25 protein-coding genes are annotated in these 26,778 nt (G+C 63.3%); 10 read left to right on the top strand and 15 right to left on the bottom strand.

Annotated elements, in window-relative coordinates; all coding sequences use genetic code 11:
* The 4 genes from BV071_RS09870 to BV071_RS09855 all read left to right on the top strand — a co-directional run.
* Positions 1 to 443 (top strand): hypothetical protein (locus BV071_RS09870; protein ID WP_035605744.1); only part of this gene is annotated, 443 nt, incomplete at its 5' end.
* A 2-nt stretch (positions 444 to 445) separates the two neighbouring features.
* Positions 446 to 1,126 carry a DUF1573 domain-containing protein gene (locus BV071_RS09865; protein WP_265594283.1) on the top strand — a complete coding sequence of 227 codons (681 nt, stop codon included), beginning with the start codon at positions 446 to 448 and terminating at the stop codon, positions 1,124 to 1,126.
* A gap of 70 nt (positions 1,127 to 1,196) precedes the next feature.
* Positions 1,197 to 1,904 carry a DUF1573 domain-containing protein gene (locus BV071_RS09860; RefSeq protein WP_035605739.1) on the top strand — a complete coding sequence of 236 codons (708 nt, stop codon included), beginning with the start codon at positions 1,197 to 1,199 and terminating at the stop codon, positions 1,902 to 1,904.
* The gene (locus BV071_RS09855) at positions 1,901 to 2,371 is read left to right on the top strand and encodes a rhodanese-like domain-containing protein (protein WP_035605737.1); all 471 of its coding nucleotides are present in this window, start codon (positions 1,901 to 1,903) and stop codon (positions 2,369 to 2,371) included. The genes BV071_RS09860 and BV071_RS09855 overlap by 4 nt, the downstream gene beginning before the upstream one ends.
* On the opposite strand, the gene BV071_RS09850 is transcribed toward BV071_RS09855, so the two are convergent.
* The 10 genes from BV071_RS09850 to BV071_RS09805 form a co-directional block, all read right to left on the bottom strand.
* A complete protein-coding gene (locus BV071_RS09850; protein WP_265594282.1) occupies positions 2,346 to 3,650 on the bottom strand; it encodes a hypothetical protein in 1,305 nt (434 codons plus the stop codon). The genes BV071_RS09855 and BV071_RS09850 overlap by 26 nt on opposite strands.
* 508 nt (positions 3,651 to 4,158) lie before the next feature.
* Positions 4,159 to 7,194 carry a hypothetical protein gene (locus BV071_RS09845; RefSeq protein ID WP_035605727.1) on the bottom strand — a complete coding sequence of 1,012 codons (3,036 nt, stop codon included), beginning with the start codon at positions 7,192 to 7,194 and terminating at the stop codon, positions 4,159 to 4,161.
* A gap of 90 nt (positions 7,195 to 7,284) precedes the next feature.
* A complete protein-coding gene (locus BV071_RS09840) occupies positions 7,285 to 7,635 on the bottom strand; it encodes a 50S ribosome-binding protein YggL (RefSeq protein ID WP_052573113.1) in 351 nt (116 codons plus the stop codon).
* 170 nt (positions 7,636 to 7,805) lie between these two features.
* Complete coding sequence (locus BV071_RS09835; RefSeq protein WP_035605724.1) at positions 7,806 to 8,915, bottom strand: type IV pilus twitching motility protein PilT; 1,110 nt, start codon at positions 8,913 to 8,915, stop codon at positions 7,806 to 7,808.
* Positions 8,916 to 8,928: 13 nt separating this feature from the next.
* Positions 8,929 to 10,011 carry a type IV pilus twitching motility protein PilT gene (locus BV071_RS09830; protein ID WP_035605721.1) on the bottom strand — a complete coding sequence of 361 codons (1,083 nt, stop codon included), beginning with the start codon at positions 10,009 to 10,011 and terminating at the stop codon, positions 8,929 to 8,931.
* A 58-nt stretch (positions 10,012 to 10,069) separates the two neighbouring features.
* Complete coding sequence (locus tag BV071_RS09825) at positions 10,070 to 10,459, bottom strand: hypothetical protein (protein ID WP_035605718.1); 390 nt, start codon at positions 10,457 to 10,459, stop codon at positions 10,070 to 10,072.
* The gene (locus tag BV071_RS09820) at positions 10,420 to 10,749 is read right to left on the bottom strand and encodes a phage holin family protein (RefSeq protein ID WP_035605713.1); all 330 of its coding nucleotides are present in this window, start codon (positions 10,747 to 10,749) and stop codon (positions 10,420 to 10,422) included. Before BV071_RS09820 ends, BV071_RS09825 begins: the two co-directional genes overlap by 40 nt.
* Positions 10,750 to 10,901: 152 nt before the next feature.
* Positions 10,902 to 11,348, bottom strand: a complete 447-nt coding sequence (locus tag BV071_RS09815; protein ID WP_035605711.1) for a DUF883 family protein — start codon at positions 11,346 to 11,348, stop codon at positions 10,902 to 10,904.
* Between the two features lie 408 nt (positions 11,349 to 11,756).
* Positions 11,757 to 13,436, bottom strand: coding sequence for an AsmA-like C-terminal region-containing protein (locus BV071_RS09810; RefSeq protein WP_035605708.1), 1,680 nt, complete (start codon positions 13,434 to 13,436; stop codon positions 11,757 to 11,759).
* 8 nt (positions 13,437 to 13,444) lie between these two features.
* Entirely contained in the window at positions 13,445 to 14,263 is an 819-nt protein-coding gene (locus tag BV071_RS09805; RefSeq protein ID WP_035605707.1) for a hypothetical protein, read from the bottom strand.
* Positions 14,264 to 14,569: 306 nt separating this feature from the next.
* Here BV071_RS09805 and BV071_RS09800 point away from each other — a divergent pair, with 306 nt between their 5' ends.
* Complete coding sequence (locus BV071_RS09800) at positions 14,570 to 15,328, top strand: MBL fold metallo-hydrolase (protein ID WP_052573112.1); 759 nt, start codon at positions 14,570 to 14,572, stop codon at positions 15,326 to 15,328.
* Between the two features lie 23 nt (positions 15,329 to 15,351).
* On the opposite strand, the gene BV071_RS09795 is transcribed toward BV071_RS09800, so the two are convergent.
* Positions 15,352 to 16,089: a hypothetical protein gene (locus BV071_RS09795; protein WP_265594281.1), complete on the bottom strand. Its 738-nt coding sequence runs from the start codon at positions 16,087 to 16,089 to the stop codon at positions 15,352 to 15,354.
* A gap of 171 nt (positions 16,090 to 16,260) precedes the next feature.
* Here BV071_RS09795 and BV071_RS09790 point away from each other — a divergent pair, with 171 nt between their 5' ends.
* The 5 genes from BV071_RS09790 (at position 16,261) to mntR (ending at position 23,392) form a co-directional block, all read left to right on the top strand.
* On the top strand, positions 16,261 to 17,718 hold the full coding sequence (locus tag BV071_RS09790) for an arylsulfatase (protein WP_035605701.1): 1,458 nt from the start codon (positions 16,261 to 16,263) through the stop codon (positions 17,716 to 17,718).
* A gap of 228 nt (positions 17,719 to 17,946) precedes the next feature.
* Entirely contained in the window at positions 17,947 to 19,323 is a 1,377-nt protein-coding gene (locus BV071_RS09785) for an AAA family ATPase (protein WP_035605698.1), read from the top strand.
* 121 nt (positions 19,324 to 19,444) lie between these two features.
* On the top strand, positions 19,445 to 20,719 hold the full coding sequence (locus BV071_RS09780) for a hypothetical protein (RefSeq protein WP_035605695.1): 1,275 nt from the start codon (positions 19,445 to 19,447) through the stop codon (positions 20,717 to 20,719).
* Positions 20,720 to 21,059: 340 nt separating this feature from the next.
* Complete coding sequence (locus BV071_RS09775; protein WP_035605692.1) at positions 21,060 to 22,712, top strand: glycoside hydrolase family 5 protein; 1,653 nt, start codon at positions 21,060 to 21,062, stop codon at positions 22,710 to 22,712.
* Between the two features lie 239 nt (positions 22,713 to 22,951).
* Positions 22,952 to 23,392, top strand: coding sequence for a transcriptional regulator MntR (gene mntR / locus BV071_RS09770; protein ID WP_265594280.1), 441 nt, complete (start codon positions 22,952 to 22,954; stop codon positions 23,390 to 23,392).
* A 58-nt stretch (positions 23,393 to 23,450) separates the two neighbouring features.
* Here mntR and BV071_RS09765 read toward each other — a convergent pair whose 3' ends face one another.
* The 4 genes from BV071_RS09765 to BV071_RS09750 form a co-directional block, all read right to left on the bottom strand.
* Entirely contained in the window at positions 23,451 to 23,678 is a 228-nt protein-coding gene (locus BV071_RS09765) for a hypothetical protein (RefSeq protein WP_265594279.1), read from the bottom strand.
* A 523-nt stretch (positions 23,679 to 24,201) separates the two neighbouring features.
* Positions 24,202 to 24,960, bottom strand: coding sequence for a hypothetical protein (locus tag BV071_RS09760; protein WP_035605682.1), 759 nt, complete (start codon positions 24,958 to 24,960; stop codon positions 24,202 to 24,204).
* A gap of 255 nt (positions 24,961 to 25,215) precedes the next feature.
* Complete coding sequence (locus BV071_RS09755; protein ID WP_035605679.1) at positions 25,216 to 26,253, bottom strand: hypothetical protein; 1,038 nt, start codon at positions 26,251 to 26,253, stop codon at positions 25,216 to 25,218.
* Positions 26,250 to 26,774, bottom strand: coding sequence for a sigma-70 family RNA polymerase sigma factor (locus BV071_RS09750; RefSeq protein ID WP_265594278.1), 525 nt, complete (start codon positions 26,772 to 26,774; stop codon positions 26,250 to 26,252). The genes BV071_RS09755 and BV071_RS09750 overlap by 4 nt, the downstream gene beginning before the upstream one ends.
* Between the last annotated feature and the right edge of the window lie 4 nt (positions 26,775 to 26,778).

Genomic DNA, 26,778 nt, shown 5'->3' with positions numbered 1-26,778 from the left:
ATCCCGGCAAAGAGGTCATCGGCTCGGTGAAGGTGATCGTCTACCAAGGCACCAACGGGGATCCGGCTGCCGCTGGACCGCGTGCCAAGGACGCCTCCGCAGAGATCGCCGCGCGCCTGACGAAGGAGCAGAAGCTGAAGTATACCAAGTATCTGGAGCTGGCGCGGGACCACCGCATGCTCTATCGCAGCTATCAAAACTGGGCGGAGCCTTTCCAGCCGGCGAGCGATGAGGTGATGCTGCGCTTCGAGCCGCAGAGCAATCTGCTCAACAACGACACCATGCGGCTCGACCTCGAGCTGTGGCTCAGCCGCAAGAAGATCCTCAAGACCGATGCGGCACTGACCTACGGCAAGCCGCTGTTCATCCTTGGCCCGGAGTGGAAGGGCGGACGCCTGATCCTCTCGGTGGAGCTGTCGCCGGAGAAGGGGGGCAAGCCATGAAGATGATCCTCGCACTTTTTCTTGCCGCGGCGCTGCCGCTGGCAGCGGGCACACTGACTTTCGAGTCCACCACACTCAGCGTGGACGTGCCCTTCGAGGCGACTTCCGCGCACGTCGATCTCAAATTCGAGAACAAGGGCGACAAGCCCGTGGTGATCGACCACTATAAGAGCGAGTGCGAGTGCCTGAGCGGAGAGATCAAGGGAGGCATGCTGATCGAGCCCGGCAAGGGCGGCGTGATCCGTCTCTCCATGGATACCACCGCGCTTACCGGTGTGGTGGAGAAGAAGATGGGGCTGTGGTTGCAGGGCGATCCGGCCATTGCGCCTTCCCACGTGCTCACCATGGTGGCGAAGATTCCCGAGTTGGTCAGCTTGGAGCCGAAGGCGCTGATCTGGGAGATCGGCGAGAAGCCGGAGCCGAAGAAGGCGATCGTGACGATGAGTGGCGACAGGCCCACGAAGATCACCAAGGTGTCCGGTGCGGACCCCAAGTTCGCGCAGGAGTGGAAGACACTCGAAGAAGGCAAGAAATACGAGATCACCGTGACCCCGGCGCAGACCGCGACGGCTTCGAACGGTGTGGTGCGGATCGAGACTGACTCTCCTTACAAGAAGCAGGCGAACCGCAATCTCTTCACGCTGGTGAAGCCGCCGGCAGTGGGCGCGGCGCCGAAGAAGTAGGATGCGGACCATCTTTTGGGCCGCCTTGCCCGGGCTTGCGCCGCGGCCCCGACCGGGTCATTAGTAAGCCATGCGATTCCTGTTGCCGGCCCTCTGCGCGCTCTGCCTGCCCCTGACGGCGGCGGAGCTGAAATTCGAGACGATGCTCCGCGAATTCAAGGTGGCTCCGGATGCGGAGAAGGTGGTGGCGGAGTTCCCCTTCAAGAACGAGTCGAAGGAGACGGTGGAGATTTTGAACTATAGTGCCAGTTGCTCCTGCATCACGGCTTCGATCAAGCCAGCGGACAAGCTGAAGTATGCGCCGGGGGAGAGCGGAGTGATCCGCGCGGAGTTCGAGCTGAGCGCACTCGCCGGCACGATCGACAAGGCGGTGCAACTGCGCCTGAACGGCGACAAGGAAGATGAGCCCTCGGTGAACCTGATCTCCCGCATCACGATTCCCGAGTTGGTTTCGGTGGAGCCGAAGACGCTGACCTGGTTCAGCGGTGAGGAAGCCAAGCCGAAGACCGTCACGGTGACGATGCATTACGAGAAGCCGATTCACGTGCTGTCGCTGTCCAGCGCCGATGACAACCGCTTCACCCAGGAGTTGAAGACGGTCGAGGACGGCAAGAAGTACGAGATCCTGGTCACGCCGAAGAATACCGAGACCTTGTCGATGGGGGTGATTCACATCCAGACGGACTGCGAATTGAAGCGGCACGCTGCCCAGCGGCTGTTCACGGTGGTCCGCAAACCGGTGGCGAGTGCTGCCGCGACGCAGCCGCAACAACCATGAGAACGATCGCGGAGCTCGGGCTGGTGCTGCTGCTGGCGACTGCTGGTGCGGTCGGCACTTGGAAGATTGCCGGGCCACCGGACCGTTCAGTGCCCTGCGATCCCAAGCAGATCTCGCCTGATGAAGTTTGCCTGGCGACGGTCAAGGCCGAGTGGGGCGATGTGCTCTGGATCGATGCGCGCAGCGAAGCGGACTGGAAGCGCGACGGTCTGGAAGGATCCATCCACATCACCACCATGGGTCAAGTTCCCTTCGACCAGCAGATCGAGGCTAACATGGAGGCGATCATGAAGGGCCACAAGGCGGTGGTCTATTGCAACGGCGTGAAGTGCACCGTGAGCAAGGAAACGGCGCGGCAGCTCCGCGACTTCGGCATGTTGCCGGAGGTCAAGGCCCTGCACGGCGGCTACGATGCGCTGAATGCCGCGGGGATGATCAAGCTCAGGGGTTCCAGCCCAGCGAATTGATATCGATCAATTCGAGGTAGGGATGCTTGGGATCCTCCTTGTGATTCCACTGCAGGGTCACGGTGCTGCGCAGGCGCATGCCCCAGCGCAGGGAGGACTCCGGCTCATCCAGCATCTTCTTGAAGCGTGAGCCGGTGGAAACGTAGGCCCGTACCATCTCACGACCGTTAGTACAGGGCAGCAGCTTCAGCGTGAACTTGCGGTCGGGGTTCGGGATGCCGTCCTCGTTGCAACTGGAGAGCGGTTCCAGCACGACATGGAAGGTCGCGGGCTCCAGGGTATTCGGCTCGCGGGTGTAGGTGGCGAGGCGGCCGCCGGCGAGATCCAGGAAAGCGGGCAAGAAGACCCGCGGCGGCTGGGCTCCGCGCTGCCGCACCAGCATGGAAAACTCCACGCTCTTGCGGTTCGGGATGAGGAAGGTGACGCGGTAAGGGTAGTCGGTGATCTGCTCCTTGGGATTGTGCTGGGGCAGATCGTAGGCGATCTGGGCGACCTCCCAGAGTGGTCCGCGAGTCACCGGCCAGCCTTGGAGTTGCTCCAGTGTCGCATCCGGTTCCACCAAGCCGACACGGGCTTGGGCCTCCTTGGCCTTGAGGAAGGCATCGAGTGCCTGATTGGCACGGACGGCAGCGGAAACTTCCTCTTCCCGGTTGGATCGGGCGTCGGTGAGCCCGGAATTTTCCGGCGGAGTGGGCTCGACTGTCGGCGCAGCGGGGGCGGGTTCGGGAGAAGGCGCGGGCTGTGGGGTGGCAGCCGATGGATCGTTGCCGCCACCCGTGGGCGGGTTGGCGGGAGACTTCTGCTGGGGATTCGGCGCGGCGGGCAGGTTGAGTGGCTCGCTGGCGCGGCGGGCCGCGCGGATCGGGCCATTCGGCAGGTAGTAGGCCAGCAGCAGGCCGCTCAAGATGGTGGCTGCGGCGCAGAAGACGGCGGGAATCAGGGCGAGCATCACCCGGGACGGCTCGCGCCGGCGTGCAGGTGACAGGATCGGGCTCTGGCGGCGCATCCGCTCATCCTCCGTGCTATGGCGGACCGACATCGGGGAGGCCAGCGGGCGATCCTTCATGCCACGCGGCTCTGGCCGGATCTTCGGGCCCTCGGGGGCCGCGGATTCCTCGGCGTCGGCTGGCGCGGTGTCCGGTGGAGCAGTAGCAGCCTCGGCCGGAGGCTCGGCGAAGGGAGCTTCTTCAGCGCGCCGGGGCTCAGGCGCGGCGAGTGGCAGTTCCGCTTGGGCTGCTGGAGACGATGCCGGAGCCACCGCCACCGGGGCAGGTGTCAACGGCGGAGATGAATCGGGTGCCGGAGCCGCCGGAGCATTTGCAGCGGCAGGCATTGAGGGCAGCGGGGACGCAGGCTCAGGTGCGGGTGCCGTGTTAGCTTGGGCCTCGCCAAAAGGCGATGGGCCGGTAGCGGGTGTCGGCGCCGTGATCGGCAGCCGGCAATTCGGGCAAGGTCCCTTAACTCCCGCCAGCGTGACCGGAACAGTGAGCCGGATTTCGCAATGCGGGCAGAGGAAGCTGAGCGTTTCCGTCGCCATTTACAGGAGGTTCAGTCGGGACGGGGTGACGCTATCGGAACAGGAGAGGGGCGTCAACGGTGCGGGGCAGATCGCTGCTGCGGGAGAGTGCTTCGTGGAATTTGCGGGGATGGCGGCGGAAATGGAGCCGTCGCCGGGGACTGCTAACAATTGTGCGAACTGTCCGGGGATTTGTTTTCCGCCCCGGAGTGGTGGGCCTGAGACTGACCCTCGCGAGTATGAAGAAGGAGAGATGCTTGTCCGCTCGCTCTTACTTGGCCGCCTTCACCTCAACCCGTGCAAAAATCCGTGGGGTAGTGGCAGGATCGTAGGCTTGCTCGGCCACCACGCGTTCCCACACGGCATCGATGGTGGTGAGGGTGATGCTGCCAGTCATTGCTTGGAAGCTGCCGGGCTCCAGCGATGGGGAATACTGGGGCGTGTAGATCAGGCTGCCGTCCTTCCGCCGCAAGTACTCCACGAGCAGTACTTGGCCGGTGGTGCTGACGGCAGGATAGCCAGCCGTGCCGCTGCCGGGAATCACGGGCGTGGTGTCGCCGGCTTGCGCGACATTGAAGGCGTGGCGCAGCAGGGCTTCCGGATTTTCCTCCGCGGAGGCCGCTGCCGCCATGAGCGGAGTGGACAGGGGAGCGCTAGCCGCCGCTGCCGCACCGGCATCATCGATCGCCCACAGCTCGCGGCCACCGTGGGTGAGCGCGGTGAAGAGCAAACGGTCGCCGATCCGGCGCAGGCCCTGGGGCCATGAGCCAAGCGGGCCATCCAGCAGATCGGCGATCATCACCGTGTTCGCCGGGCTGCCATCGGTGCGCCATAGTTCGAGCCCGTGCATCCCGTCATTCGCCGCGAAGTAGGTCCATGGGCCCACCGTCACCGGCTGGGGAGGGACCGGCGGTGTGGTGGGGGGCGCGGGATCGACGCTGTCCTTCAAGACGAAGGTGCCCTCTGCCGTGCCATCCGTGCGCCACATGGCAATGCCTCCCGGAGGATAGTGGAAATGCGGGAAGTAGATCTCGTCTCCTGTTGAGTGGAGCATCGTCAGCGAGCTGTCGCCCGTGGGGAAGGAGGTCTGCAAGACCGGCGCGCTGTTACCATCCGTGGTGAAGATCCGCGTCATTCCGGCGTTCGAGCTGGCCCCGAAGAGGCAGAGCTTGCCATTGCAGGCTTGGAGCCTGAAGTACCTGCAATCCCCGTCCCAAGACTCGGAAAGCACGGTGGTTCCGGCCGCAGTGCCATCGGACTTCCACAGCCGGGACTTGAAGTCATGACTGGTCAGGAAATAGAGGGCCCCATTGAAAACGGTGAGTTCGCGGGGTGCCTCCGAGGCGATGGCGCCGCCGGGCTGCTTCACCTCCACGGTGCCTGCCAGCGTGCCGTCTGAAGTCCAGAGCGCCGGTGGGCGGCCGTCACCCAGCAAGGGGAAGTAGACGCGGTCCTTCATGGCCACTATGGGGCCCTTCCGGAAGAAGAGATTGGGCAGGCCTTGCTCGAGTTTCAGCGGGCCATTGCGATCACCGGGGCGCAGGAGATAGATGGCCTTGTCGATGAAGGCGAAGCTCTTGCCGCCGGCCTCCGCCACCCGATCCGGGTTCGGTTCGCCGGGGAAGTTTTGTTCCTTGATCAGGCCCGTGGGCGTGCCGTCGGTGCTCCAGACCTTCCAGCCATTGTCGATCGCCACCATCAGTCGTCCGCCGACAGAGCTGAGGTCGGTGAGCCAGGGCGGCCTGCGGCCTTTGCTGAATTCGGGGACCATGACCGTGCCCGCGCTGCTGCCATCGCTGCGCCAGAGGTCGCGCCAGTCCTTGCTGTTATTACCAAAGAAATAGTAGTTGCCGTCGAGGACCGCGACATTCGCGGCATCGCTCACGCCATCGCGGCCGCCATCGGCGAGATCCTTCAGCAGGGTGGTGCCGCGCGGGGTGCCATCGCTCTGCCACAACTCATAGCCGTGGACCACATCGTTGGCGGAGAAATAGCAGGTCCCGCCGGCGCGGCCGATCGCATGCAAGCCGGAGCCGTATTCGGTGAAGCTCTTCAGCCGGCGGGTGCCCTTGGCCGTGCCATCGCTGACCCAGAGGGCAGCCCATGCCCTGCCGGCCGGACCACTGAACCAAAGCTTGCCACCGGCCACTGCGGAATGCCCGAGGTAAGTTTCGCCGGGGCCCTTGGTGATATCTTTCACCAGATAGGTGCCTTTGGCCGTGCCATCGCTTCGCCAGAGTTCACTGCCGTGCTTGCCGTCGTCCGCCTCCAGGAACATGAAGCTGTCCGTGGTGCCGAGGATGTCTGGAGCGACGGTTCTTGGCCCTCCGATGGTTTTCACCATCGCGGTGCCGCCGGGCGTGCCATCGCTGCGGTACAACTGGCCGCCCTTTTGAGGGGTCCACGCGGTGAAGTAGAGCGCGCCATTCCAGTAGTGGAGATTTTCCGGATCGCGCCATTGGTCGGGGGGCGCGTCCCAATTCGCGCCGCCGAGGCTGATGGTGCTTTCCAAGGTCCCCGTGGTCTTCACGAGGATGTCTTGGTAGTTTTGGCCGCCCTTGCAGGTAAAGAAGATCCCTTGGTCCGCGGCGACAATTTCCGCAATCCCGCCGTCCCGGAATTTTGACATGTAGTCGAGCTCGACGGTGGTCTCAGGAGTGCCGCGGCTGCGGTAGAGGTGCAGGGTGTTCGCCGCGAACCAAAGCTCATCGCCGGCGGCTGTTAGTTTCGTCAGATAGGAAAAGCCGCTGCCTGCCGGGGCACTGCCGGGGTCGGCGAGGGTCAGGGGAATTGTGCCGGGGGCGGTCCCATCACTGCGCCAGAGCACCAAGCCGGTCGCGCCGTGCTTTACGGTGAAGTAGAGCAGATCGCCGCAGGCGGTGAGCTGCTGCGGTGGCTCCGGAAAGGCGGCGAGTTCGGCGGTGACGGAGCTGGTCCCGTCGTCGCTGTGAGTCCACAGCCGCATCCCGCCACCATCGGCGCGAGCGGCGGCGAAGAACCTCTTCCCGCCGGCCTTGACCCATGTCTTCGGGTCCCAGGTCGCCACGAGATCCGGCACGGGATTCACCACCTGTTGAGTGCCGGCGGCGCTGCCATCGCTCATCCAGACGCGGGAATCGCCATAGGGCGCCAGCGCGGAAAAGAGCAGCTTGCCATCGACCTCGTGGAAGTTCGTGGGGTCTGAGCTGTTGTCGCCAATCCTTTGGTCGATGTCCTTGACCAGGCGGGGGACCGGCAGCTCCGCGGCGAGGGGTGTCACCAGGGTCAATGCCAGGGGCGCGAGGAGGAAGGGCAGGGAAGGGGACATGGGCGGGACGCGGGACTTCAGCGACCTCCGCTCGGGCTCACAAGGCAATTGGCGGCCTTTACGGAGAACTCACAGAAGGAGGAGGGGAAGCTAGCTCGCTTCCGTATCGAAGGGATCGCGGCCGTAGTAGAGATCCCAGGGAGGCGAGATTTCGAAGCCAGACACTTGACCGCTGGCGCGAAGCCAAGATTCCAAGTCTGCGATGACATCCGAAGGGATTTCCAGCCATTGCGGGCTGGGATCAATCACGCCTTCCCACGCGCTTTGATAGGAGCCGCCACCGCCGAACTGCAGGTCCTTCGTTTCGATCCAATCGATGAAGTCGTCAATGAAGCGGTCAAAGGCCGCTTCATCAAAACCGTCGACGAAGCGCACGCGCAGACTCACGCCGCGCACGGCGAACTCTCCCAGGTGCTTCTTTTTGCGCAGGCGTTTCTTCATACAGGGAGGACGACAAGTTGGCGGCGGTTTGCCAACTACGAATGGGCGCGCGTGAACATGAATGAAGGGTGAGGGATCTCGGCCCGACCTCCTCTAGGTCCATCCCAAAACAAACAAGGCGGGCTGAACCAGCCCGCCTTGCGTAAATCGTAAGCCTTGCGAAGAAAACCTCAGTGTTCCAGCGGGCTTTCACCCGAGGCATCGCCGAGGTGTGAAGACTTATCGGAGAGGAACTTCTTGAAGCGAGTTTTGTCGATCGCCTTCATGTAAGCTTCTTCCGGCGAGATCATGCCGGATTGGAGCTTGTTCCAGATCGATTCATCCATGAACTGCATGCCCTCGCCCTTGCCGCCGGTGATGACGTCGTAGAGTTTCTGGGTGGCCCCTTCACGGATGATGGCGGCGACCGCCGGGGTGGCGAACATGATCTCGTGCACGGCAACACGGCCCGGCTTGTCCACGCGCTTGCAGAGGAGCTGGGCGAGCACACCGCGCAGCGAGGCTGCGAGCATGGTGCGCACCTGCGACTGCTGGTCGGCGGGGAACACGTCGATGATACGGTCAACCGTCTTGCGGGCGTTGTTGGTGTGCAGGGTGCCGAAGACCAGCAGGCCGGTTTCCGCGGCCGTCAGGGCAAGCGAGATGGTCTCAAGGTCGCGCATCTCACCCACCAGCACGATGTCCGCGTCTTCACGCAGGGCAGCGCGCAGACCGTCGGAGAAGCTCGGCGTCTGGATCGGCACCTCGCGCTGGGTGATGATCGAGCGCTTGTTGCGGTGCACGAACTCGATCGGCTCTTCAACCGTGATAATGTGGCGGTTGAAGTTGATGTTGATGTAGTCGAGCAGCGCCGCGAGCGTGGTGGACTTGCCCGAGCCGGTGGGACCGGTGACCAGCACCAAGCCGGAGCGGATTTGGCCGAAATTTTTGACCACTTCCGGCACGCCTAGCGACTCCAACGACATGATCTCTGTGGGGATCAAGCGGAAGACCGCGGCGAGGCCGTAGTTTTGCTTCAGGTAGTTGCAGCGGAAGCGCGAGTCCTCGTCCATCGCGTAAGCGAAGTCGAGGTCCCCGGTCTCCAGGTATTTCTGGAAGGCCTTGGGATCGCAGATCTCCTCAAGCATGTGCCTGAAGTCATCGCCTTGGAGGACCGGCTGGTCCGGGATGGCGACGACGGCGCCGTGCTTGCGGACCTTCGGCGGCTGGCCCTCTGAGAGGTGCAAGTCGGACCCCCGGTTCGCGACGAGGTATTGGAAAAGAGCGTCGATGCGTGGCATGGGATCGGCGAAATCAGGATTGGAAGAAGGAGCGCATCTGGATCTTGTCCTCGCAGCGGAAGTAGGTCTCTTCCTGCGTGATCAGTCCCTTCATGTAGAGCTTCCGCAGGGACTCATCCATGGTGATCATGCCGACGTTCTTACCGGTCTGCATGATGCCGGGAAGCATGAAGGTTTTGCCATCGCGGATGGTAGCGGAGACGGCGGCGGTGTTGACCAAGAGCTCGAGAGCCATCACCCGGCCATTGCCATCGGCACGCGGCACCAGCTGCTGGGAGAGCACGCCGCGCAGCGATTCGGAGACCATGATGCGGATCTGCTCGCGCTGGTCGGTGGGGAACACGTCAAGCACCCGGTCCAGGGTCCGCGGAGCGTTGCCGGTGTGCAGGGTGCCGAGCACCAAGTGACCGGTCTCCGCAGCGGTGAGGGCCAGCGAGATGGTTTCAAGGTCGCGCATTTCCCCGACCATGATGACGTCCGGGTCTTCCCGCAGGGCACCGCGAAGGGCCTTGGCGAAGGACTCGGTGTGGGTGTGGACCTCGCGCTGGTTTACTTGGCAACCCTTCGATTCGAAAACGTATTCGATCGGGTCTTCCAAGGTGAGGATGTGGTCCTCGCGGTCCTGGTTAATGAAGTCGATCAGGGCGGCCAGGGTGGTGGACTTACCGGAGCCGACCGAGCCGGTCACCAGAATCAGACCGTTGTGGTAACGGGTCAGCGGGACCAAGTGCTCGATGGGGAGATCAATCTCCTCCATGGTCTTGATCTCGGAATTGATGATCCGGAAGACCATGTCGTAGCCGAGGCGCTGCTTCACCACCGAAGCGCGGAAACGGCCCTCGGGGTTGTAGTAAGCGAAGTCGACGTCGCCTTTTTCCTGCAAGCGGTTCCATTCGCGCTCTCCAAGAAAGGATCGGGCAAGACGCTCCGTTTCCTCTGCGGTGAGCGGCGGGTGATCATTCCAAATCGGCTGGAGTTGGCCATAGCGACGCCAGGCCGGCGGGAATGCGGTCGGCAAATGGACGTCGGAACACTGATACTCGCGGCCGAGTTTCAGATATTCGTCAACGTGATCGAGGACACGGTGCTCGGACATGTAGGCGTGCTTTAGAGCGTAAGAATCGGGGTTGGGAAGGGGGAAATGCGGCTTATTCTCAGGGGTGTTTATCCTGTGAATACCTAGGCTGTGCGAAGCGTGACTGGAACTCGCGCAGGGCCCAGTTCTGCAGGGCCGGGCGGGCGATGCTGAAAGCCCCGCCGAGCAGCATGCCGAAGAGGCCGCCCTTTACCTTGGCCTTTTCCTCGCGGACGGAGGCCGTGGCGTGGTGATGGCGGCGGCGTTTGAGCAGGAGACTGGCGAGGAAACCGGCACCCAGAGAGCCGCCCAGCCAGACCGCGGGCTTCGCCTTGACCGAGCGCTTGACCCGCGCAGGCACATCAAGCTGGTGGCGCAGCTCGGCGACATCCGCAGCGACGTGGCGGCGCGAGGCTTCAATCCGCGCGATCAGGGTCGGGAGCCCGGGTTCTTCTTGTTGATGAGCCATTCGCGGTCTTTGGCGAGTTCAGCCTTGGTGTGAGTGAAGGCGGGAGGAAGGGGGCGCTTGATGATAGCCACGGCAATCCCCGCGACCAGCAGGTGAAGGAAGGCGGCCCCGAGCGTGACGAAATACCACGGCACGCCGGCAGAGGCAATCCAACCGATCACCCCGGCGAGAATCGTCAGATAAGCGATCCCCGCGCTGCCGAGGATGATCACCAACAGCGCGGCGCGACCGGCGGCGTGCTTCTTGGCCTCCTTGGCCTCGAAGGCGATCAGCTCGAGGCGCGCCGACACGAATTCGACCGCCGACTCCCGCCACGAGGGGGGGGGGACGTGTAGGGATCCGGTTCAGGGAACTCGCTCATGGGGGTCAAAGGACCCGTGAACGCGCCCTGTGGGGAGCGTTTCACGGGTGATCCTGAATCTCCGTGCTAGATCGATGCGATTCAGCGGCGGGCGAGCAGGCCGATCACGAAACCGATGCCAAGGGCACCAACCACGCAGCGGGTCGGGTGCTGGCGGATGTAGTCCTCGGTGGTGATGTGCATTTCCTTGGCCTTGTCGCGGGTCTCGCGCCACTGGTCATCCGCGACGGTGCGGAATTGGCGGGCGCGCTCACCGGCAGCCTCCTTGAGCTGCTCGGCGCGCTCGGCGGCGGCGCTCTTGAAGGCGAGGGCCTTCTCGCTGGCGACTTCCTTGAGGTGGCTGGCCTTCTCGGTCGCCACGTCCTTGAAGTGCTGCACGGATTCGGCGGCCTTGTCCTTCAAGGCCTTGGCCTGATCGCCGAGTTCCTTGGCTTTCTCGCCGGCGGCGGCGCGGAGATCATTGGCGGCCTGGCCCACGGAGGGACCGTTCGCGCTCGGGTCGAGGGAATTGGCGAAAGAGTCTGACATGGCGGTAGGAGTGGTTGGAAATAAACAGAATGATGATGCTCGGGACGGCAGTCGCCCCTGCCCCTGAAGCTGGCACGTCCTCCGGGAGGGCGCAAGGAATGATCTGTTGGGGAAATTCGGATCCCCAAGGGAAAGTTTAGGCTTCCAAGTTGGAATGTATGCGGTCAAAATTCCAACGCTTCCCGGGTTCGGGGTCCATCTTTCAAGTTTGGTATTTCATTCACGTCCCACTGGTGGGGCATCCTGTTTCTGCTACTGGCGCTTTCGTGCGCGGGATACCGTCGTTCTGGCGGGATGCGAGTGCCACTACCGCGCGCGAGGGGGGCGCGAAAGGAGCCAGAACACCTGGCCGAGCTGGAGGCTGCGGATGCGGCGTGCTGCTTGGCTTGGTGAAGTCGTGCTAGGTCTTCACCTCCGGTTTGGTGCCAGCCTCAAGCGGGCCTTCGGGGGCTTGAGCAGCTTGTCGTTCTCATCATCCGGCGGGGAAGTGAACATCACGTTGTCCCACTTCGGTTGCTTGAGCGGGCCGGTGCCGCGGAATTGGAACAGCCCATCGACCACCGGCTTGAGCGGCAGGGTGATGAGACCCAGGAAGCCGCGGGCATTCATGCGGATGGTCATGTCCAGGGTCTTGCGGTTGAGGTCCGCGGTGCCGTCGCCGGTGAAGGTCATGGAGGAGGTGTCGGTGTAGAAGTCCCGGGTGCTGAGCACGCCGTCCTTCACCTTGAAGCTACAGAAGGCCTCGGTCGCCTGCTGGAAGCCGGCCTTGCGGTCGACCACGGCGGCGAGCAACGGTGAGAGCGGTCCGAAGATCGGCACGGAGAAGAGCTCGCCTTCCTCCAGCGCGATGTGGCCTTCGCCATTCAGGCCGGCGGCCTCCTTGCCAGCCTGTTGCTGGAAGTTCATACGGCCGGTAACGAAGCCCTTGGCCTGCTTGTCGAAGCCGCAGGCGGTAGAGAGCTCGGGCAGGCTCAAGTGGGTCCAATCGATCTCGCCATCCACGTGTTGGCCCTCGCCGTCGCCATAGATGACATCGAAGTTCGCGCGCAGCGGCCCATCGAAGAGGCTGAAGGCGAGGTCGCGCACCTCGGTGCGGCCGGGCTTGACCCGCACGTTCGTCTCCAGCCCGTCGAGCAAGAGGTCCTGGCCGGCGAAGTGGTAACTGACCTTGCCCGGGGTGGAGCCGTGGACCTTGAAGTCGGTCTTCTGCTGCGCCTTCATCAGGCCGATAGTACCGCTGCCGCTGAGCGCCGGGGGATTGTGGAAGCCATACTCCTCCAAATGATCGGCCACATTCGGCAGGAACATCCGCAGCACCGGGGCCGGCCAGAAGTTGCCCTCGATGCCTTCCAGCGTGAGCGTCGACGGCTCGCGGTTGTAACGCACGCGATCGACCTTGGCCTTGCCGGTCAACGGGCCGCCGTGGGCCTTGCGCATGGCATAGTTGCTGTAGTCGAACTCCACGGTACCATCAGTGAAATCGAGGAAGTCGTGGTCGAGCTTCATGCTCACTTGGGCGCGGTTGAAGGGCGTGCCCTTGTAGGCCATGTGGGTAGCCTTCACCGTGCCGGTCACGCCCCAGGCATGGGGATCGCTGCGGCTGGCGTGACCCTCCACGCTGCCATCCACCGTGGTGTTGTCGCGCTCGGAGAAGTCGTTCAGCACCTTGCCCAGTGGCACCTTGTCGAAGAAGTCCTTCCAGACGCTGGCCTTGAGATTGCCGGCGGCGGACCACCGGATCTCGTCGTCCTTCACCAGCAGGCGGGCCTTGAGCTGGCCGTCCGGACGCTTGGCGATCAAGTTGTCGAGGAAGAGGTTCTTGCCATCGAAGGAGACATCGCTCTCCAGGCGGCTGGCGGTGTGGCGCGCGTAGCTCACATTGTCTGCCGCGAGGTGGCCGGTGATGTGGAAGGTCGGCGGCGCGTTCATCGGCCACTCGATGTGGCCGCCGGCATTCAGGTCCGGGCGCGATTGGAAGCCGACCTCGCGCAGCAGGCCGCCGGCATCGATCGCGCGCAGGATCGGCGGCAGATCCAGGTTCGAGCGCATCTCAAAGCGCGCCGAGCGGGTCGAGAGGTCGTATTCCATGCGGCCCTTCAGGCGACCGCCCCATCTTCGAGATCAAGGGAATCGAGCACCAGCAGGCGCCCGCGCATCTCGCCACGGGCCTCCACGCGGCTGATGTGGATGTCGCCGCGCTCGAGGGCGCCGCTGCTGAGATAGACATCGGCGCGCACCGACTTCTGGTCGTCCAGATCGCCCTCCACGCGCATCCGGATCACCGGCGGCTTGCCCTCCTCGAAGCGCCACGGTTCCAGCAGGCCGATGACTTGGGAAAGCAAGCGGCGGCGCTGCAGCTCGGCATTCGGATCCTGCGGAGGTGGCGAAAGGCGCTGGCGGTAGCCGAGCAGGAGAGCCTCGAATTCCAAGCGCACGCCGCTGACCTCGCCGCGCGCATCCAGTATTTCCAAACGGCGTCCGCCGGGCATCAGCACCCGGCCGCTGGCGTTCTTGACCTCCAGCACCTTGGTATTCGGATCATCCGGATCGATCGGTAGGGTCAGGGTGCCCCCACGAAGGTCGAGGCGTTCCACGCGGACGCTTCCGCGGGCCAATTTCGTGCGATCCAGCCCGAAAATCACCTCGCTGGCATGGGCTACCACCCGCTGGCGGCTGGCATCGGCATAGACCTTCACCTCATCCGCCTCCACGCCCTGCAGCGGCCAGTAGCGGAGTTGGCCGATATCCGCATACAGGCCCTTGGATTCGAGTGCCTTCTCGATCTCGCCGCGCCATGAATCCGGCAGCCCGGTCTGGTTCGCCCAGTAGAGGCCGCCCCCAGCCGCGACCATCGCCGCAAACACCAGCAGCGCCAGCAAGGTGCGCAGCCGGTGGATGACGCGGATGTGTCTCACGGGAGGAGTTTGGAGTAGCGGGGTGCAAGAGGCAAGAAGGGAGGGGGACGCTCCCATGCTGTTTCGAGCCCGGGGTGAGGCAGGGCTCCAAGGGTATGTAGTCCCGCCTTCAGGCGGACGAAGCAGTTCTGGCGGCGGATCCACATCCCGGGGGCCTTGGGGAGAAGCGGCAGTTCGCGTAGCTTCTTCCGCCTGAAGGCGGGACTACATACCAGTGGGATCGGAGTCCCAAGGTTTGCCGCCGCAAATTTCCAGCCACCACCACTCGCTACTTGCTACTTGCGACCCCTTTGCTACCGCGTGCCCGTGCGGTTCATCGTCCTTGGCAGCGGCAGTGGGGGGAATGCGGCGGTCGTGGAGGCCGGCGGCATTCGCCTGCTCGTCGATGCCGGGCTCTCCGCCAAGCAACTCACCGACCGCATGAAGTCCTGCGGCGTGGACCCCGCCTCGATCACCGCAGTGCTGCTGACGCATGAGCACGGCGACCACGTGAAGGGCTTGCGCGTGCTGATGAAGCAACTCGCGGTGCCTGTCTATGCCACGCCCTCCACCGCGATGGTCGTGCGCGACGGCGGCGTGGATACCGCCTCGTGGAAGATCTTCGAATCCGGTGCCGGCTTCCGCATGAATGGTCTGGAGGTCCAGTCCTTTGCCGTGCCGCACGACGCTGTCGAGCCGGTCGGCTTCACCTTCCGCCACGAAGAGAAGGCCTTCGGTCTTCTGAGCGACACCGGCCACGTGACCAAGCTGATCACCGAGCGCCTGCGCGGCGTGCAGGCCTTGTTCGTGGAAGCGAACTACGACGACGGTCTGTTAGAGGCAGACACGAAGCGTCCTTGGTCCACCAAGCAGCGGATCTCCTCGCGCCACGGCCATCTCTCGAATGCCCAGACCGCGGCCCTCGTCGCGGAGTTGGTGCCCGGTGGCCTGCGCCGCGTGGTCCTGGGCCACCTCAGCCGTGATTGCAATTGCCCGGTCAAGGCGAGTGCTGCGGTGAAGGCAGCTTTCCTGGAAGTGGACGTCTGCTGTGCGGAGCAGGATAGGACCTGCGGGTGGTGGGGATAGGGCTGTTTGGCCGCGTTGTCAGCTCAAGGCCCCACGATCTTTTCCGACACCTTCTCATTCAGGATAGGTCCTTTGAAGAGTTCGTGAGCGGGAGTCTCCTTTGGGAACCAGACGGCAAAGTCCAAACCTTTCGTCAAGGTCATAGCCGCTTCCGGATCCTTGGAAAGCTGGAGCAATTGCTCCATCTGTCCGGCACCGAAGGCCTCACGGCCGATCTTCTCGTCGAAGGCATGGGCCATCAATTGATTGAAGATATAGATCGCGTTCGCATTCTGGCTACCAGGTGTAGCCAGGGTGATTTCAGCAGCGCCCGGCTTGGCTACGACGGTCAGCCAAGCGTCGCTGATCATGTCGTCGATCACTTCGCATTTCACCTGACCCTTCGTGGACAGAGATACGAAGTAGTCCAGATAGTTGTTGGCGAAGGACAGCTCCCCGGCCTTGGCCGGGACTTGTCTTGACCACTTCTTGTCCTTGGCATTCCAAGCGTCGAATTGGATCCAGCCGCCGCTCTTCTCATCTTCGCCATGGGAGATCAGGTAGGTGTCATCGAAGTGACTGTAAATGAAGGCCCATTTCGAGTTCTTGATCCCGCAGCGTTCGAGTTGGGCGGCGATGTTCTTCTTGCCCTTCTCGGTGAGTTCGGCCGGACGACAGTTGATCACCTTGTATTCGGGCTCTGCTTGGACTCGCGCGATTCCGCCGACCGGGAGGAGCAGGGACGCAAGGCAGCAGCCGAAGAATTTCCTGAGGGGTTTCATGGTCTCAAGTAGTAGGCCTTCTGGGAGCGGAGGGGGCAAGAGCATGCTTGCGGAGAAAGATCGTGTAACACTCGGGGATTTCGTCACATTCCGATCATGAAAATCGGGTTTTCGGTCAGTTTTGCGCCGTGCCCTGATCGCTTCTCCGCTCCTCACCGTATCGACCAAGTCATGCTCCGCTCCGCTCTCCTCGCCATCATCGCGATCTCCGCAGCCCACGCCGCGGACAAGCCGAACATCATCCTCATTTACGCCGACGACCTCGGCTGGGGCGATGTCTCCTGCAATGGCGCGACCGCGGTGCAGACACCCAACATCGACCGGATCGCCAAGGAGGGCATCAACTTCAACTCCGGCTACGCCACTTCCTCGACCTGCACGCCCTCGCGCTTCTCCTTGCTCACCGGCAAGTATGCCTGGCGCCAGCAAGGCACCGGCGTCCTTCCGGGCGATGCTGCGATGATCATCGATCCCGCAAAGCCGACCCTGCCGGCGATGCTGAAGAAGGCCGGCTACCGCACCGGTGCGGTCGGCAAGTGGCACCTCGGCCTCGGCGGCAAGGAGGGCGTGAATTGGAACCAGGAGATCAAGCCCTCGCCGCGCGAACTCGGCTTCGACTTCTCCCACATCATGGCCGCCACCGGCGACCGCGTGCCTTGCGTCTTCATCGAGGATGGCAAGGTTCAGAACCTCGATCCCGCGGATCCCATTGAGGTCACCTACAAGCAAGGCTTCAAGGGCTACGAAGGCCTGCCGAATGGCGTGAAGGATCGCGCCTCACTCAAGATGGACTGGAGCCAGGGCCACAACATGGCGGTCATCAATGGCATTGGCCGCATCGGCTACATGAAGGGCGGCACCAAGGCCCTGTGGAATGACGAAGAGATGGCGGATCACCTCGCGGGCCAGGCATTGCGCTTCATCCGCGAGTCGAAGGACGCGCCCTTCTTCCTCTACTTCGCGATGCACGATATCCACGTGCCGCGCGTGCCGAATCCGCGCTTCGTTGGCAAGACCAGCATGGGCCCGCGCGGCGATGCGATCGTGCAAGCCGACTGGCAAGTGGGGGAAGTTCTTCGCCTGTTAGATGAGCTTAAGCTCGCGGAGAACACGCTGCTCATCTTCACCAGCGACAATGGTCCGGTGATCGACGATGGCTACAAGGATCAAGCCCAGGAGAAGCTCGGCACGCACAAGCCTGCGGGCCCCTGGAGCGGCGGCAAATACAGCATCCTCGAAGGTGGCACCCGCGTGCCATTTCTGGTCCGCTGGCCCGCCCGCGTGAAGCCGGACCAGAAGAGCAGCGCGATCGTCAACCAGATCGACTTCGCCAAGAGCTTCGCCACCCTCACCGGCGGCGATGGGAATTTCCCGGACAGCCAGGACGTTCTGCCCGCGCTCTTGGGCGAGTCCGAAGAAGGCCGCGAATACAACATCGAACACTCCGGCCAGCTCGCGATCCGCATGGCCAACTGGAAGTTCATCCCCGCGGGCCCGAAGGGCAAAGTGCCGGACCGCCTCATCAACCTCGGCAAGGATCCCTCCGAGTCCGACAACCTCGCCGAGACCTTCCCGCAAAAGATGCAGGAGCTGAAGGCCAAGCTCGCTGAGGTGAAGGGTGGGGAGTGAGGGTGTATGACTTGATGGCGCACGGGCGATGTTCCCGTTCGCGGCGGTGCACAAAGGGGGACACCTTGTGGGACTAGTTCCTCTCAAGCAGATTCCTGAGCGTCTGGGCATCGCGTTCTCCTAACCGGGCTTTCCCTTCACTGAAATTTCACGGTTTCACGCCACTTTACGGCTAAATTCCAAGTCCTTAGCCTTGCTTCCCCCGTTCGCTCCGCTTTCCTCCGAGGCATGGATTTGGATGCCCTGAAGGTCGCGCTGGCCGCGTCTCCCCAGAATATCCCGCTGCTCATGCTGGTCGGGAAGCTGCACGAGGACCGCTTCGAGCTTGCGGATGCCCGCGATTGCTTCGATCGCGTGCTGGTCCTGCAGCCGGACCATGGCGAGGCCTTGGTCGCGATCGCGCGCCTGCTCGACCTCGCCGGGGAAAGCTCGGAAGCGATGGTTCGCCTGGAAGCACTCTGCGCCAAGCAACCGCGCCTCGCCGCCGCTTGGATGCTTCGCGCCCGCATCGCGCTCGATGAAGGCGATGGCGCATCGGCCCGTGCCTTCTATGACACTGCCGTCGATCTCGATCGCTCGCAGGCGGATGACGAACTCCTGCAGGCGATCCTCAAGGCCGGTGGCAACAAGAAGGTCGCCATGACTTCCGCCGGTACCATCCGTGAGGAGGAGGACGATGACGATGGCAATCCCTTCGAAGGCATGGATGCCGTGGCGGCCCGTGATCTCGATCTCGAGTTCCGCGTGCGCGCCGATATCAAGTTCGATGGCGTCGGCGGGATGAACAAGGTGAAGGACGACATCCGGATGAAGATCATCCATCCGCTGAAGAATCCCGACCTTTTCGCCGCTTATGGGAAGAAGGCAGGCGGCGGCGTGCTACTCTACGGTCCGCCCGGTTGCGGCAAGACCCTCATGGCCCGCGCCACGGCAGGGGAGATCGATGCCGCCTTCTTTTCCGTCGGCCTGCATCAGGTGCTCGACATGTATATTGGCGAGTCCGAGCAGAAGCTGCACAAGATCTTCGAACTCGCGCGCAAGTCCGCTCCCGCCGTCTTGTTCTTCGATGAGACCGATGCCCTTGCTGCAGACCGCCGCGACCTGCGTCACTCCGCGGGCCGCAATCTGATCAACCAGTTCCTCAGCGAACTCGATGGCGCGAACTCCGCGAATGACGGCCTCCTGATCCTCGGCGCGACCAATGCCCCCTGGCATCTCGATGGCGCCTTCCTGCGTCCCGGCCGCTTCGATCGCATCATCTTTGTCCCGCCGCCGGATACCGCCGCGCGCGAGGACATCGTGAAGATTCATGCCAAGGGCAAGCCGCTCGCGGACTTCGATCCGGCGGATCTGGCCAAGCGTTGCGAAGGCTTCTCCGGTGCCGACCTCAAGGCCGTCTTCGACCTCGCCACCGAGGCAGCCCTCGCGGAGGCGATGAAAAAGGGTAGCCTCATCCCCGTCAGCGGCAAGATGCTGGCGAAGGCCGCCAAGGATGTGAAGCCCTCCACCCGCAAGTGGTTCGAGAGCGCGAAGAACCATGCGCTCTACGCCAACCAGAGCGGCTTCTACGATGACGTGCTGGTGTATCTCGGACTCAAGAAATGAGCCGGAATCCAAGGGTATGTAGTCCCGCCTTGAGGCGGATGAAGCACGGGAGAAGCAATCCTCACCTGAAGTTCCGGGTGGATGCTTCCCGCATCGCCAACCCTCTTCCTGATTCGTTCCAATGAGCACCATTCTCTCCCGCGCCCAGATGCTGCGCCAGCACCGCCGTCATGAAGAAGCGGTGGCCATGCTCCATTCGCACCTCGGCCAGTATCCCGACGACCCGAGTGCCTTCATCGAGCTGGCCCTGAACCGCATGGAGATGGAAGGCGCGAAGGCCCTCGCGCTCGAGGACGCCCGCAAGGCCACCGGCCTGCTGCCCAACGACCCATTCCCCCAGGCCTTGCAATCGCGCATCCTCTCGATGCTCGACCGCGAGAAGGAAGCGCTGCCCCTCGCGGAGTCCGCCATCGCCATCGACCCCGAGGATGTCTATTCTTGGAACGCCAAGACCCTCGCCCTCTGCGGTCTCCACCGTTGGGCCGAGGCCGAGCAATCCGCCCGCCACGCGCTGGAGCTGGATGCCGATGATGAGACCGCCTCGAACCTGCTCGCGCATGTACTACGCTTGCAGAAGAAGTTGGATGAGTCCGAGCAGGAGTCCCGCCGCCGCCTCGCGCGCGATCCGGACAATGCCTTCTCCTTCGCGAATGCCGGATGGGCCGCTCTACAGCGCCATCAGGTGAAGGAAGCGGAGAACTTCTTCAAGGAAGCGCTGCGCCTCAATCCCGAGATGAAATACGCCCGCGAGGGCTTGAAGGAATCTTATCGCGCCCGCTCCGGCTTCTACCGCCTCTTCTTGCGCTGGGCCTTCTTCCTCCAGCGCTTCAGCGAGCAGAACCGGACCTTCATCATCATCGGCATCGTCTTCGGCTTCCGGATCATCCGCACCATCGCCCAATCGATCAATCCGGCCCTCGTGCTGCCGGTCTTCCTGATTTACTACCTTTTCCTCTTCGGTAGCTGGCTCGCCTCCGGCATCGCGAATTGCCTGGTGATGAAGGACCCCATCGCCCGCATGTCACTGGACCGCGGCGAGAAGGTGGAGGGCTTGGTGGTCGGCTTCCTTTTCTTCGGAGGCATCGCACTCATGTTCGGCGGCTTCTTTGCCGCGGGCATGGATCTCGCCGTTGCTGGTGGCACCATGCTCGCCGCGGCATTGCCCTTTTCTCTGGTCTTCACCAACGAATCGCGCATGGGCCGCGCCGTCTTCCTCCTCGCCGGCCTCGGCGTCCTCGCTCTCGGCATCTCCGGATCCATCGAGGTCCACAAGCAAGGATTCGATGCTTGGAAGGAAGTCTTCCAAGTCCCTTCCATCAGCTTCGCCTTCCTCATCGCCATGCTCAGCACCTGGCTTGCCATGGTCCCCGCCTTGCGGCAGGTGAAGCCGAGCTGAAGGAGTGTCGCTCTCCGGGCGTCATTTCTCGGGGCAGCGGATTCTGTCCGAGAGTGCCAGCAACTCCCCGCAAACCCTAGCATCTCCACCCACCGCATCCTCCTCGATGGGTGGCGTAACCCGCTGCGCAGAGTAGCCTCCTTCTTCATTCGTCGGATTCGTCCGATTCGTGGTGCCTCCCATCTTCCTTGCCTTTCATCCGTGGTTGACCTCCGGTCCACGCCAGTTTGCGGCTGCGCCGAGGAAGGAGTGGTCGCTAGTGCTCCAGCTGCGTTCTTCCTGCCTTCCAAATTTCGCGTGTTTCGCGGGATTTTGCGGTTAAACAAAACCAGCTCCACTCATGCGTTTCCTGCTCCCTCTCGCCCTGCTTCTCCCGCTCCACGCGGAGGAAGAATTCGTCCCCCGCATGCCCGCGGAGGCCCGTATGTTCCTCCGCGTGCCTGCAGATGCCGCCCCCCTCCGCGATGTCACCATCTCCCAAGGTGAAATCTCCCGCGGCGACTTCGAGGACACGCCGGAGAAACGCGAGCGCCTGAGCGACATTCGCTTTCCCGTCCGCTGGTGGGACTGGCGCGAGTTCACGCTGAAGTTCACACCGGGTCACGATGGCAGCGTGGAACTCGACCTGAACGGCCCCTGGGCGGAGGCGAAGCCCGGACAACTCTATCAGCAAGAAATCCTCTGGGATGATTTCTCCGCCACGGGCTCGGAGGTCCAGAATGGTGGCTTCGAGCTGAGCGGCAGCGACGGCAAACCGCAGAACTGGGAGTCACCATGGCGACCCTATCCTATCGCCGGGACTTGGCCACTGGCACCCGGCAATGAGGCCCGCCAGGGCAAGTCCTGCGGTGCCTCCTGGCATGGGCGCCCGCTCATCGCCAAGCTGTCGGTTAAGTCCGGCCTGCCAGTGACACTCAAGTTCTACGCCCGCGCTGCGGTGACGCCCGGCTTCAAGGCACCCGCAAACCTGGGCCATGACACCCCCGCGCACAAAGCCTGCGCCGCCCTCAAGCGCGGCGTGAATCTCGGCAATGGCTGGGAAGCCGCGCCCGGCACCTGGGGCGTGAAGTATGACCTGACCGACATCGATCGCATCGCCGCCGAGGGTTTCGACCACATCCGCGTTCCGATCGCATGGCAGTACTACCTCGAGAACGGCGCGATCAAGCCGGACTTCATCACGGATCTTGATGCCCTGCTCAAGCACGCGCTGGAAAAGAAGCTCTCGGTGATCGTGAACTGGCAGCACTTCGAGGAGCTCTACAAGGACCCGCAGGCCGCGCGCCAAGCCTTCGCCTCCGGCTGGCAAGTCATCGCCAAGCACTTCAAGGACTGGCCACCGCAGCTCTACCTCGAACTCGCCAACGAGCCCAACGGCGCACTCGATCATGAGGTTCTCACCTCCGTCCATGCCGAAGCCATCGCCGCGATCCGCGGGATAGATTCCAAGCGCATCCTGCTCGCGGATCCGCCGCAGTGGGCTGGCGTCGCGGGACTCGACCGCTTCTTCCTGCCGGACAACGACGACCGCATCATCGTCACCATCCACAGCTACGAACCCTTCCAATTCACCCACCAGGGCGCGGCTTGGGTCGGCTACCAGGACCTACGGGGAATCTCGTACCCCGGCCCGCCCGCGGTCCCCGTGGCAATCCCGGAATCCCTCCGTGAGAATGCCGGTATCGCCGCATGGCTGAAGGACTACAATACCGCCAAGGGCAAGGACAACCCTTGCAGTAGCCGCGTCATCGAGGATCTGCTGGATGATGCCATGGCATGGTCCGCCCGTTTCGGCCGCCCCATCCACGCCGGCGAATTCGGCGCGGTCCGCAATGCCGATCCCGCCAGCCGCAAGCGCTATATCCGCGACTTCCGCACCGCCACCGAGCACCGCAAGATCCCTTGGACCATGTGGGACTGGAAAGCCGGTTTCGCCTATTGGGACAGCGAATCCAACAAGCCACTCCTCCGCGAAGAACTCTTCGGGAAGTAGCTTTTAGTGCCCCAAGGAGCGATAGCCCAGGGCAAGCAAGCGAGGTGCAGTGCCACCCTGAATACGCGTGTTACACTCTATCGTCCTTTGAATGGTGACACGTAAGTCACGCATCTCCTTGTCGCCCGCGCCCGGAGAATGTCGGTAAAAATCCCGATACTGTCCGCTGTTCCCCACCTAACTTGCGGCTTGCGCGACTTCTCCTTGTCACTTCATCTTCGCGGCCTTCCACTTCCCCCGTGCCCGCCCGATCCCAGCGCACCAGCGGCTCCGTCGCCATGGACGATTATCTCGAGCAGATCCTGCATCTGATCGAGAGCAAGGGCTATGCACGTGCGGTCGACATCTCGAAGAACCTCGGCATCTCCCAGGCCAGCGTGACCAACATGCTGCGCCGACTCGACAACGAGGGGCTGGTGAAACACGAAAAGTACCGCGGCACCGTCCTAACCGACGAAGGTCATCGCATTGCCAAGGCAATCATCGACCGCCACGAAACACTCACCCGATTCCTTCGGCTCTTCGGCCTGGAAGAGGACACCATCTATCGGGATGTGGAGGGGATGGAGCACCATGTCTCCCGCCCGACCCTGGCGGTGATCCGCGCCATTGCGGATTCGCTGGAGGCTAATCCTCGCCTCTTGGAGGAGGTGCGTTCGAAAATCGATCCGCGCACCTAACGGAAGGGCCGCCTGAGACTGCAGCCAAACTGGGGAGAGAACCTGATTTTACCCGGGCTCAGCCTTGGCCGGGAGTGGCGGAAGCGAAAGCCAGATCGAAGGCATTCAGTGCGATGCTGATGCGTTGTGCCGGCACTTGGACGGCAGGCTTCGCGGCGGTGGAGTCCGCGCTGCGCATTTGCTCGAAGGAAGGCATGAAGGTGGCGGGCTTCGGAATACCGGCGGAAGGAGGGGCGGAGCGGAGAGCTGCGTTGGCCAGTTCGTTGACTCGTTCTTGAATGCTCATGGTCAGGTAGAAGCTTGTAACGATGACCATTATTCAGAAAACGACCCCTACCGGTATTACGCCTTCGCGTGGAACAACCCACGGGATTGCGTAGCTTGTGCAGTGGTGCGCAAGGACTTGCGGGCCTCGGGAAGGGGGCACACCGGACCAGCCGGGGGTTGGCTGGGCAGGTGTGCGCACCTCGGGGCAAGGCATGCCGCTTCCCTTGTCAGGTGGTGCCAGGCCGGTCAGTCGGGACCGGGCATGGCGGGGTAGGGCAGGCGGACAAACGATGCCGCGGTGCTGGGGCGTGGGTGGACTGCCGGGACTACGACAGTCTGGACTCCGGGGTAAAAGTGTTCCTAGGGGAGAGACGCGAGCGCTCCGACTGGCGGTGAGAGTTCATCTGCCCGGGTTGAGAAGGTCCGGGCGGACGACGCCAGCAAAAGCTGCGAAAGGGGAAAATCGAACAGGGGAGAAAATGGGAGAGGACGGAAAGGGACAGGATGAGAGGGCCTGCTTCCGGGCGGATTCGCGGATCCGCTTAGAACTGCACGTCAGACTCGGCCTTCTGGGTCTTGGGAGCCATGCCCTTGGCCAGCTTGCTGACGACGCCGAATTTCTGCTGAAGCTTGGCATCGCGCTCTTGGACGGTCGGTCCGCCGCCTTCACCGGTCAGGTCCTTCATGCCGGCGGCGATGGACGCGTCCTGGGCGGAGGCATCGCCCTTGGGATCCACGCCCAGGGCCAGAGCGGCGGCATCCACGCGGGCGCCTTGGACGGCGACCTTGTCGAGCTGCTTCTCGTAGGTGCCCATGATCGAGCCGAGGGACTTTACGTCCTTGCCGCTTTGTTTCACGGCGGTGACGAGGGTGTTCATCTTGGCCCGGGCCGTGGGCGAGAAGGTCAGCCAGCTACCGCCGGAGACGACGAGGAGCAGCAGGGCGGCGGTGGCCAGGCGGTTGTTGCGCTTCTCGCGCTTCTTGCGGCTGCCATCGCGGGAATCCAGCATATCCTTCAGCTCCGGATCGCTTTCGTGGACATCCTTGACCACGGTAAGGACTGGGGCGGCGGGAGCCGGAGCAGCGGCGGGGGCGGGAGAGGAAACAGGAGCGGCAACAGCGATCGGCGCTGCGGGAGCGGCCTTGGCGGCGGGAGCGGCAGCCGGGTTGCTGGAGTATTGGACGCCCTTCAGCTCGTCGAAGGACGGCATGTAGGTCACCGGCTTCGGTGCGGTGGCGGACGGCGGGGCGGAACGAAGGGCAGCGTTGGTCAGCTGGTTGATGCGCTCTTGAGTGGTCATGGGGTGGAGAAGTGAGAGTGAGTAACCTTTGACGCCCCTCACTATTCACGTTTCTGAATTACCGTGCATCACGCAATCGCGTGAGGCGCTCCTACGCGACCCCGTAGATCCCTTGTGGCACAAGGGATCGCAGCTGATAGATTTCCCCAAGGGGGCGCTGAGCCCTTGTGGGATAAAGGATTCCCAGGCGCTGCAAGCGGTGTTAGGTCGTAGAACCCTTATGCAACAAGGGTTTGCGGGGCCGCCTTGCCTCACTTACCCCTGCCGTGCCGGCCGGCGGAGGAGCAGAATCAGGAAGCCGATCATGACCGGCAGGGCGCCACCAGGCTCCGGAATCGTGCCCTCCTTGCCGCCAGTGGGACCGGTGCTACCGATCAGGGCAGCGCCATTCGGGAGTCCGCCACCACCGATGCTGCCCATGCCGCCCGTGAAGGAGTGCATGGAGTTCCCTGAGAGGGATGCGAGCATACCCTCGGACGAAGAATCCATCCCGATTCCGCTGCCGCTATCGTTCAGGCCACCGCCGAGCATTGCGAGCATCGGCTCAGGCAGGACTTCGTCCTTGGCCGCGAATGCGAGGGCGGATCCCAGCGGCTGAACGGCTTCCAGCAAAGGATCGTCGAGCGCGACGGAGCGTCCGGTGCCTTGTGGCTCGGGGTGCGCGGGCAACTTCAGGCCGGCGAGTTCAGCTTCCGGGAGGGAGGCAGCGCCGCCAGCGGCAGACGCTCCGGAGTCTCCGGAATCAGGGGTCGCACTGGAGATAAGGGCCGGCTTTTCCGCGGAAAAAAGGCCGGGGTCGGGGGCCGAAGAGGCCCGGTCGAGGGCCGGTTCCGCCGCGGCCACGGCTGTCGCGGTGGCGGGCTGGCTACCGGGGCTCCAGAAGATCGCCCCAGCGGCCAAGGCGAGGACAGCGGCGGCGGACATGGCCGCCGCCGGGACCCAAGAGCGCCGGGCAGGGGCGGGGACTGCCGCCGCGGCACTGCGCCGGAGCGCGGCACGGAGCGTGCGGAGGAAGCAGCGCTCGCTGTCGAGCGTCTCCAGAAAAGTATGGTCCGCTGCCATGCGGGACATCAGGGCGGTGGAAGCCGGGGCCTCGCCGACCAGCCATGCGAAACCGGCGGCGGCATCGGGGTCGGCGCGATCCATGGGGACCACATTGTCGCAAGTCACTGCGGCTGTATCGCCGGCGACGGCGGCCGCGAGCAGGCGGCGGCGCATTTCGTGCCCGAGTTCGAAGTCGGGAGCGCCGAGCGCGTCTTCCAGGAAATCTTCGAAGGGATCGCTCGGGCTCATCCTTCACCTCCTTCGCGCTGCCAGCGGTCCTTGAGCTCCTTCACCGCCTTGTGGAGAAAGTAGCCGATGTTGCCTTGGGAGATGCCGGTGAGTTCCTCGATCTCCTTGTAGCTGAGGCCGACTTGGAATTTCAGGCGGACCAGTTCGCGCTCGCGCTCGGGGAGCTCGGCAACCATGGCGGCGAGCTTTTCCTCGCGTTCACCCTTGGCGAGCTGATGGATTGGAGAGTCGGAATCGTCTTCCACGTCGGGGAGGTCCCAGCCGAATTGCACGACCTTCTGACGGCGCATGTGATCGGTGAGCACGTTGCGGCAGACGGTGAAGAGCCAGGCGGTGATGTTTTCCGGCATCCCTTTTTCGCGGGTGCGGATCAGGCGGAAAAAAGTTTCCTGCACCGCATCGCGTGAGAGTTCTCGGTCGGAGCACAGGCCATAGGCGTGCTTGAGGAGAGGCTTCTCGTAGCGGACGAGAACCTCTGCCAACCAATTGCCGGACGGCTCGATGGACCTTGCTTCGTTCACTGCG

This window comes from Haloferula sp. BvORR071, from assembly GCF_000739615.1.
Lineage (GTDB): Bacteria > Verrucomicrobiota > Verrucomicrobiia > Verrucomicrobiales > Akkermansiaceae > Haloferula.
Note: the sequence above shows the minus strand (reverse complement) of the source record. Positions and strands in the feature narration are given on the sequence as shown.

Coding starts and splice junctions, on each gene's coding strand:
- BV071_RS09795 (WP_265594281.1), bottom strand. CDS start 16,089: ATGAAACCCCTCAGGAAATTCTTCGGCTGCTGCCTTGCGTCCCTGCTC.
- BV071_RS09860 (WP_035605739.1), top strand. CDS start 1,197: ATGCGATTCCTGTTGCCGGCCCTCTGCGCGCTCTGCCTGCCCCTGACG.
- BV071_RS09760 (WP_035605682.1), bottom strand. CDS start 24,960: ATGACCACTCAAGAGCGCATCAACCAGCTGACCAACGCTGCCCTTCGT.
- BV071_RS09825 (WP_035605718.1), bottom strand. CDS start 10,459: ATGGCTCATCAACAAGAAGAACCCGGGCTCCCGACCCTGATCGCGCGG.
- BV071_RS09765 (WP_265594279.1), bottom strand. CDS start 23,678: ATGAGCATTCAAGAACGAGTCAACGAACTGGCCAACGCAGCTCTCCGC.
- BV071_RS09815 (WP_035605711.1), bottom strand. CDS start 11,348: ATGTCAGACTCTTTCGCCAATTCCCTCGACCCGAGCGCGAACGGTCCC.
- BV071_RS09855 (WP_035605737.1), top strand. CDS start 1,901: ATGAGAACGATCGCGGAGCTCGGGCTGGTGCTGCTGCTGGCGACTGCT.
- BV071_RS09790 (WP_035605701.1), top strand. CDS start 16,261: ATGCTCCGCTCCGCTCTCCTCGCCATCATCGCGATCTCCGCAGCCCAC.
- BV071_RS09775 (WP_035605692.1), top strand. CDS start 21,060: ATGCGTTTCCTGCTCCCTCTCGCCCTGCTTCTCCCGCTCCACGCGGAG.
- BV071_RS09845 (WP_035605727.1), bottom strand. CDS start 7,194: ATGTCCCCTTCCCTGCCCTTCCTCCTCGCGCCCCTGGCATTGACCCTG.
- BV071_RS09755 (WP_035605679.1), bottom strand. CDS start 26,253: ATGAGCCCGAGCGATCCCTTCGAAGATTTCCTGGAAGACGCGCTCGGC.
- BV071_RS09785 (WP_035605698.1), top strand. CDS start 17,947: ATGGATTTGGATGCCCTGAAGGTCGCGCTGGCCGCGTCTCCCCAGAAT.
- BV071_RS09780 (WP_035605695.1), top strand. CDS start 19,445: ATGAGCACCATTCTCTCCCGCGCCCAGATGCTGCGCCAGCACCGCCGT.
- BV071_RS09865 (WP_265594283.1), top strand. CDS start 446: ATGATCCTCGCACTTTTTCTTGCCGCGGCGCTGCCGCTGGCAGCGGGC.
- BV071_RS09830 (WP_035605721.1), bottom strand. CDS start 10,011: ATGTCCGAGCACCGTGTCCTCGATCACGTTGACGAATATCTGAAACTC.
- BV071_RS09835 (WP_035605724.1), bottom strand. CDS start 8,915: ATGCCACGCATCGACGCTCTTTTCCAATACCTCGTCGCGAACCGGGGG.
- BV071_RS09840 (WP_052573113.1), bottom strand. CDS start 7,635: ATGAAGAAACGCCTGCGCAAAAAGAAGCACCTGGGAGAGTTCGCCGTG.
- BV071_RS09810 (WP_035605708.1), bottom strand. CDS start 13,436: ATGGAATACGACCTCTCGACCCGCTCGGCGCGCTTTGAGATGCGCTCG.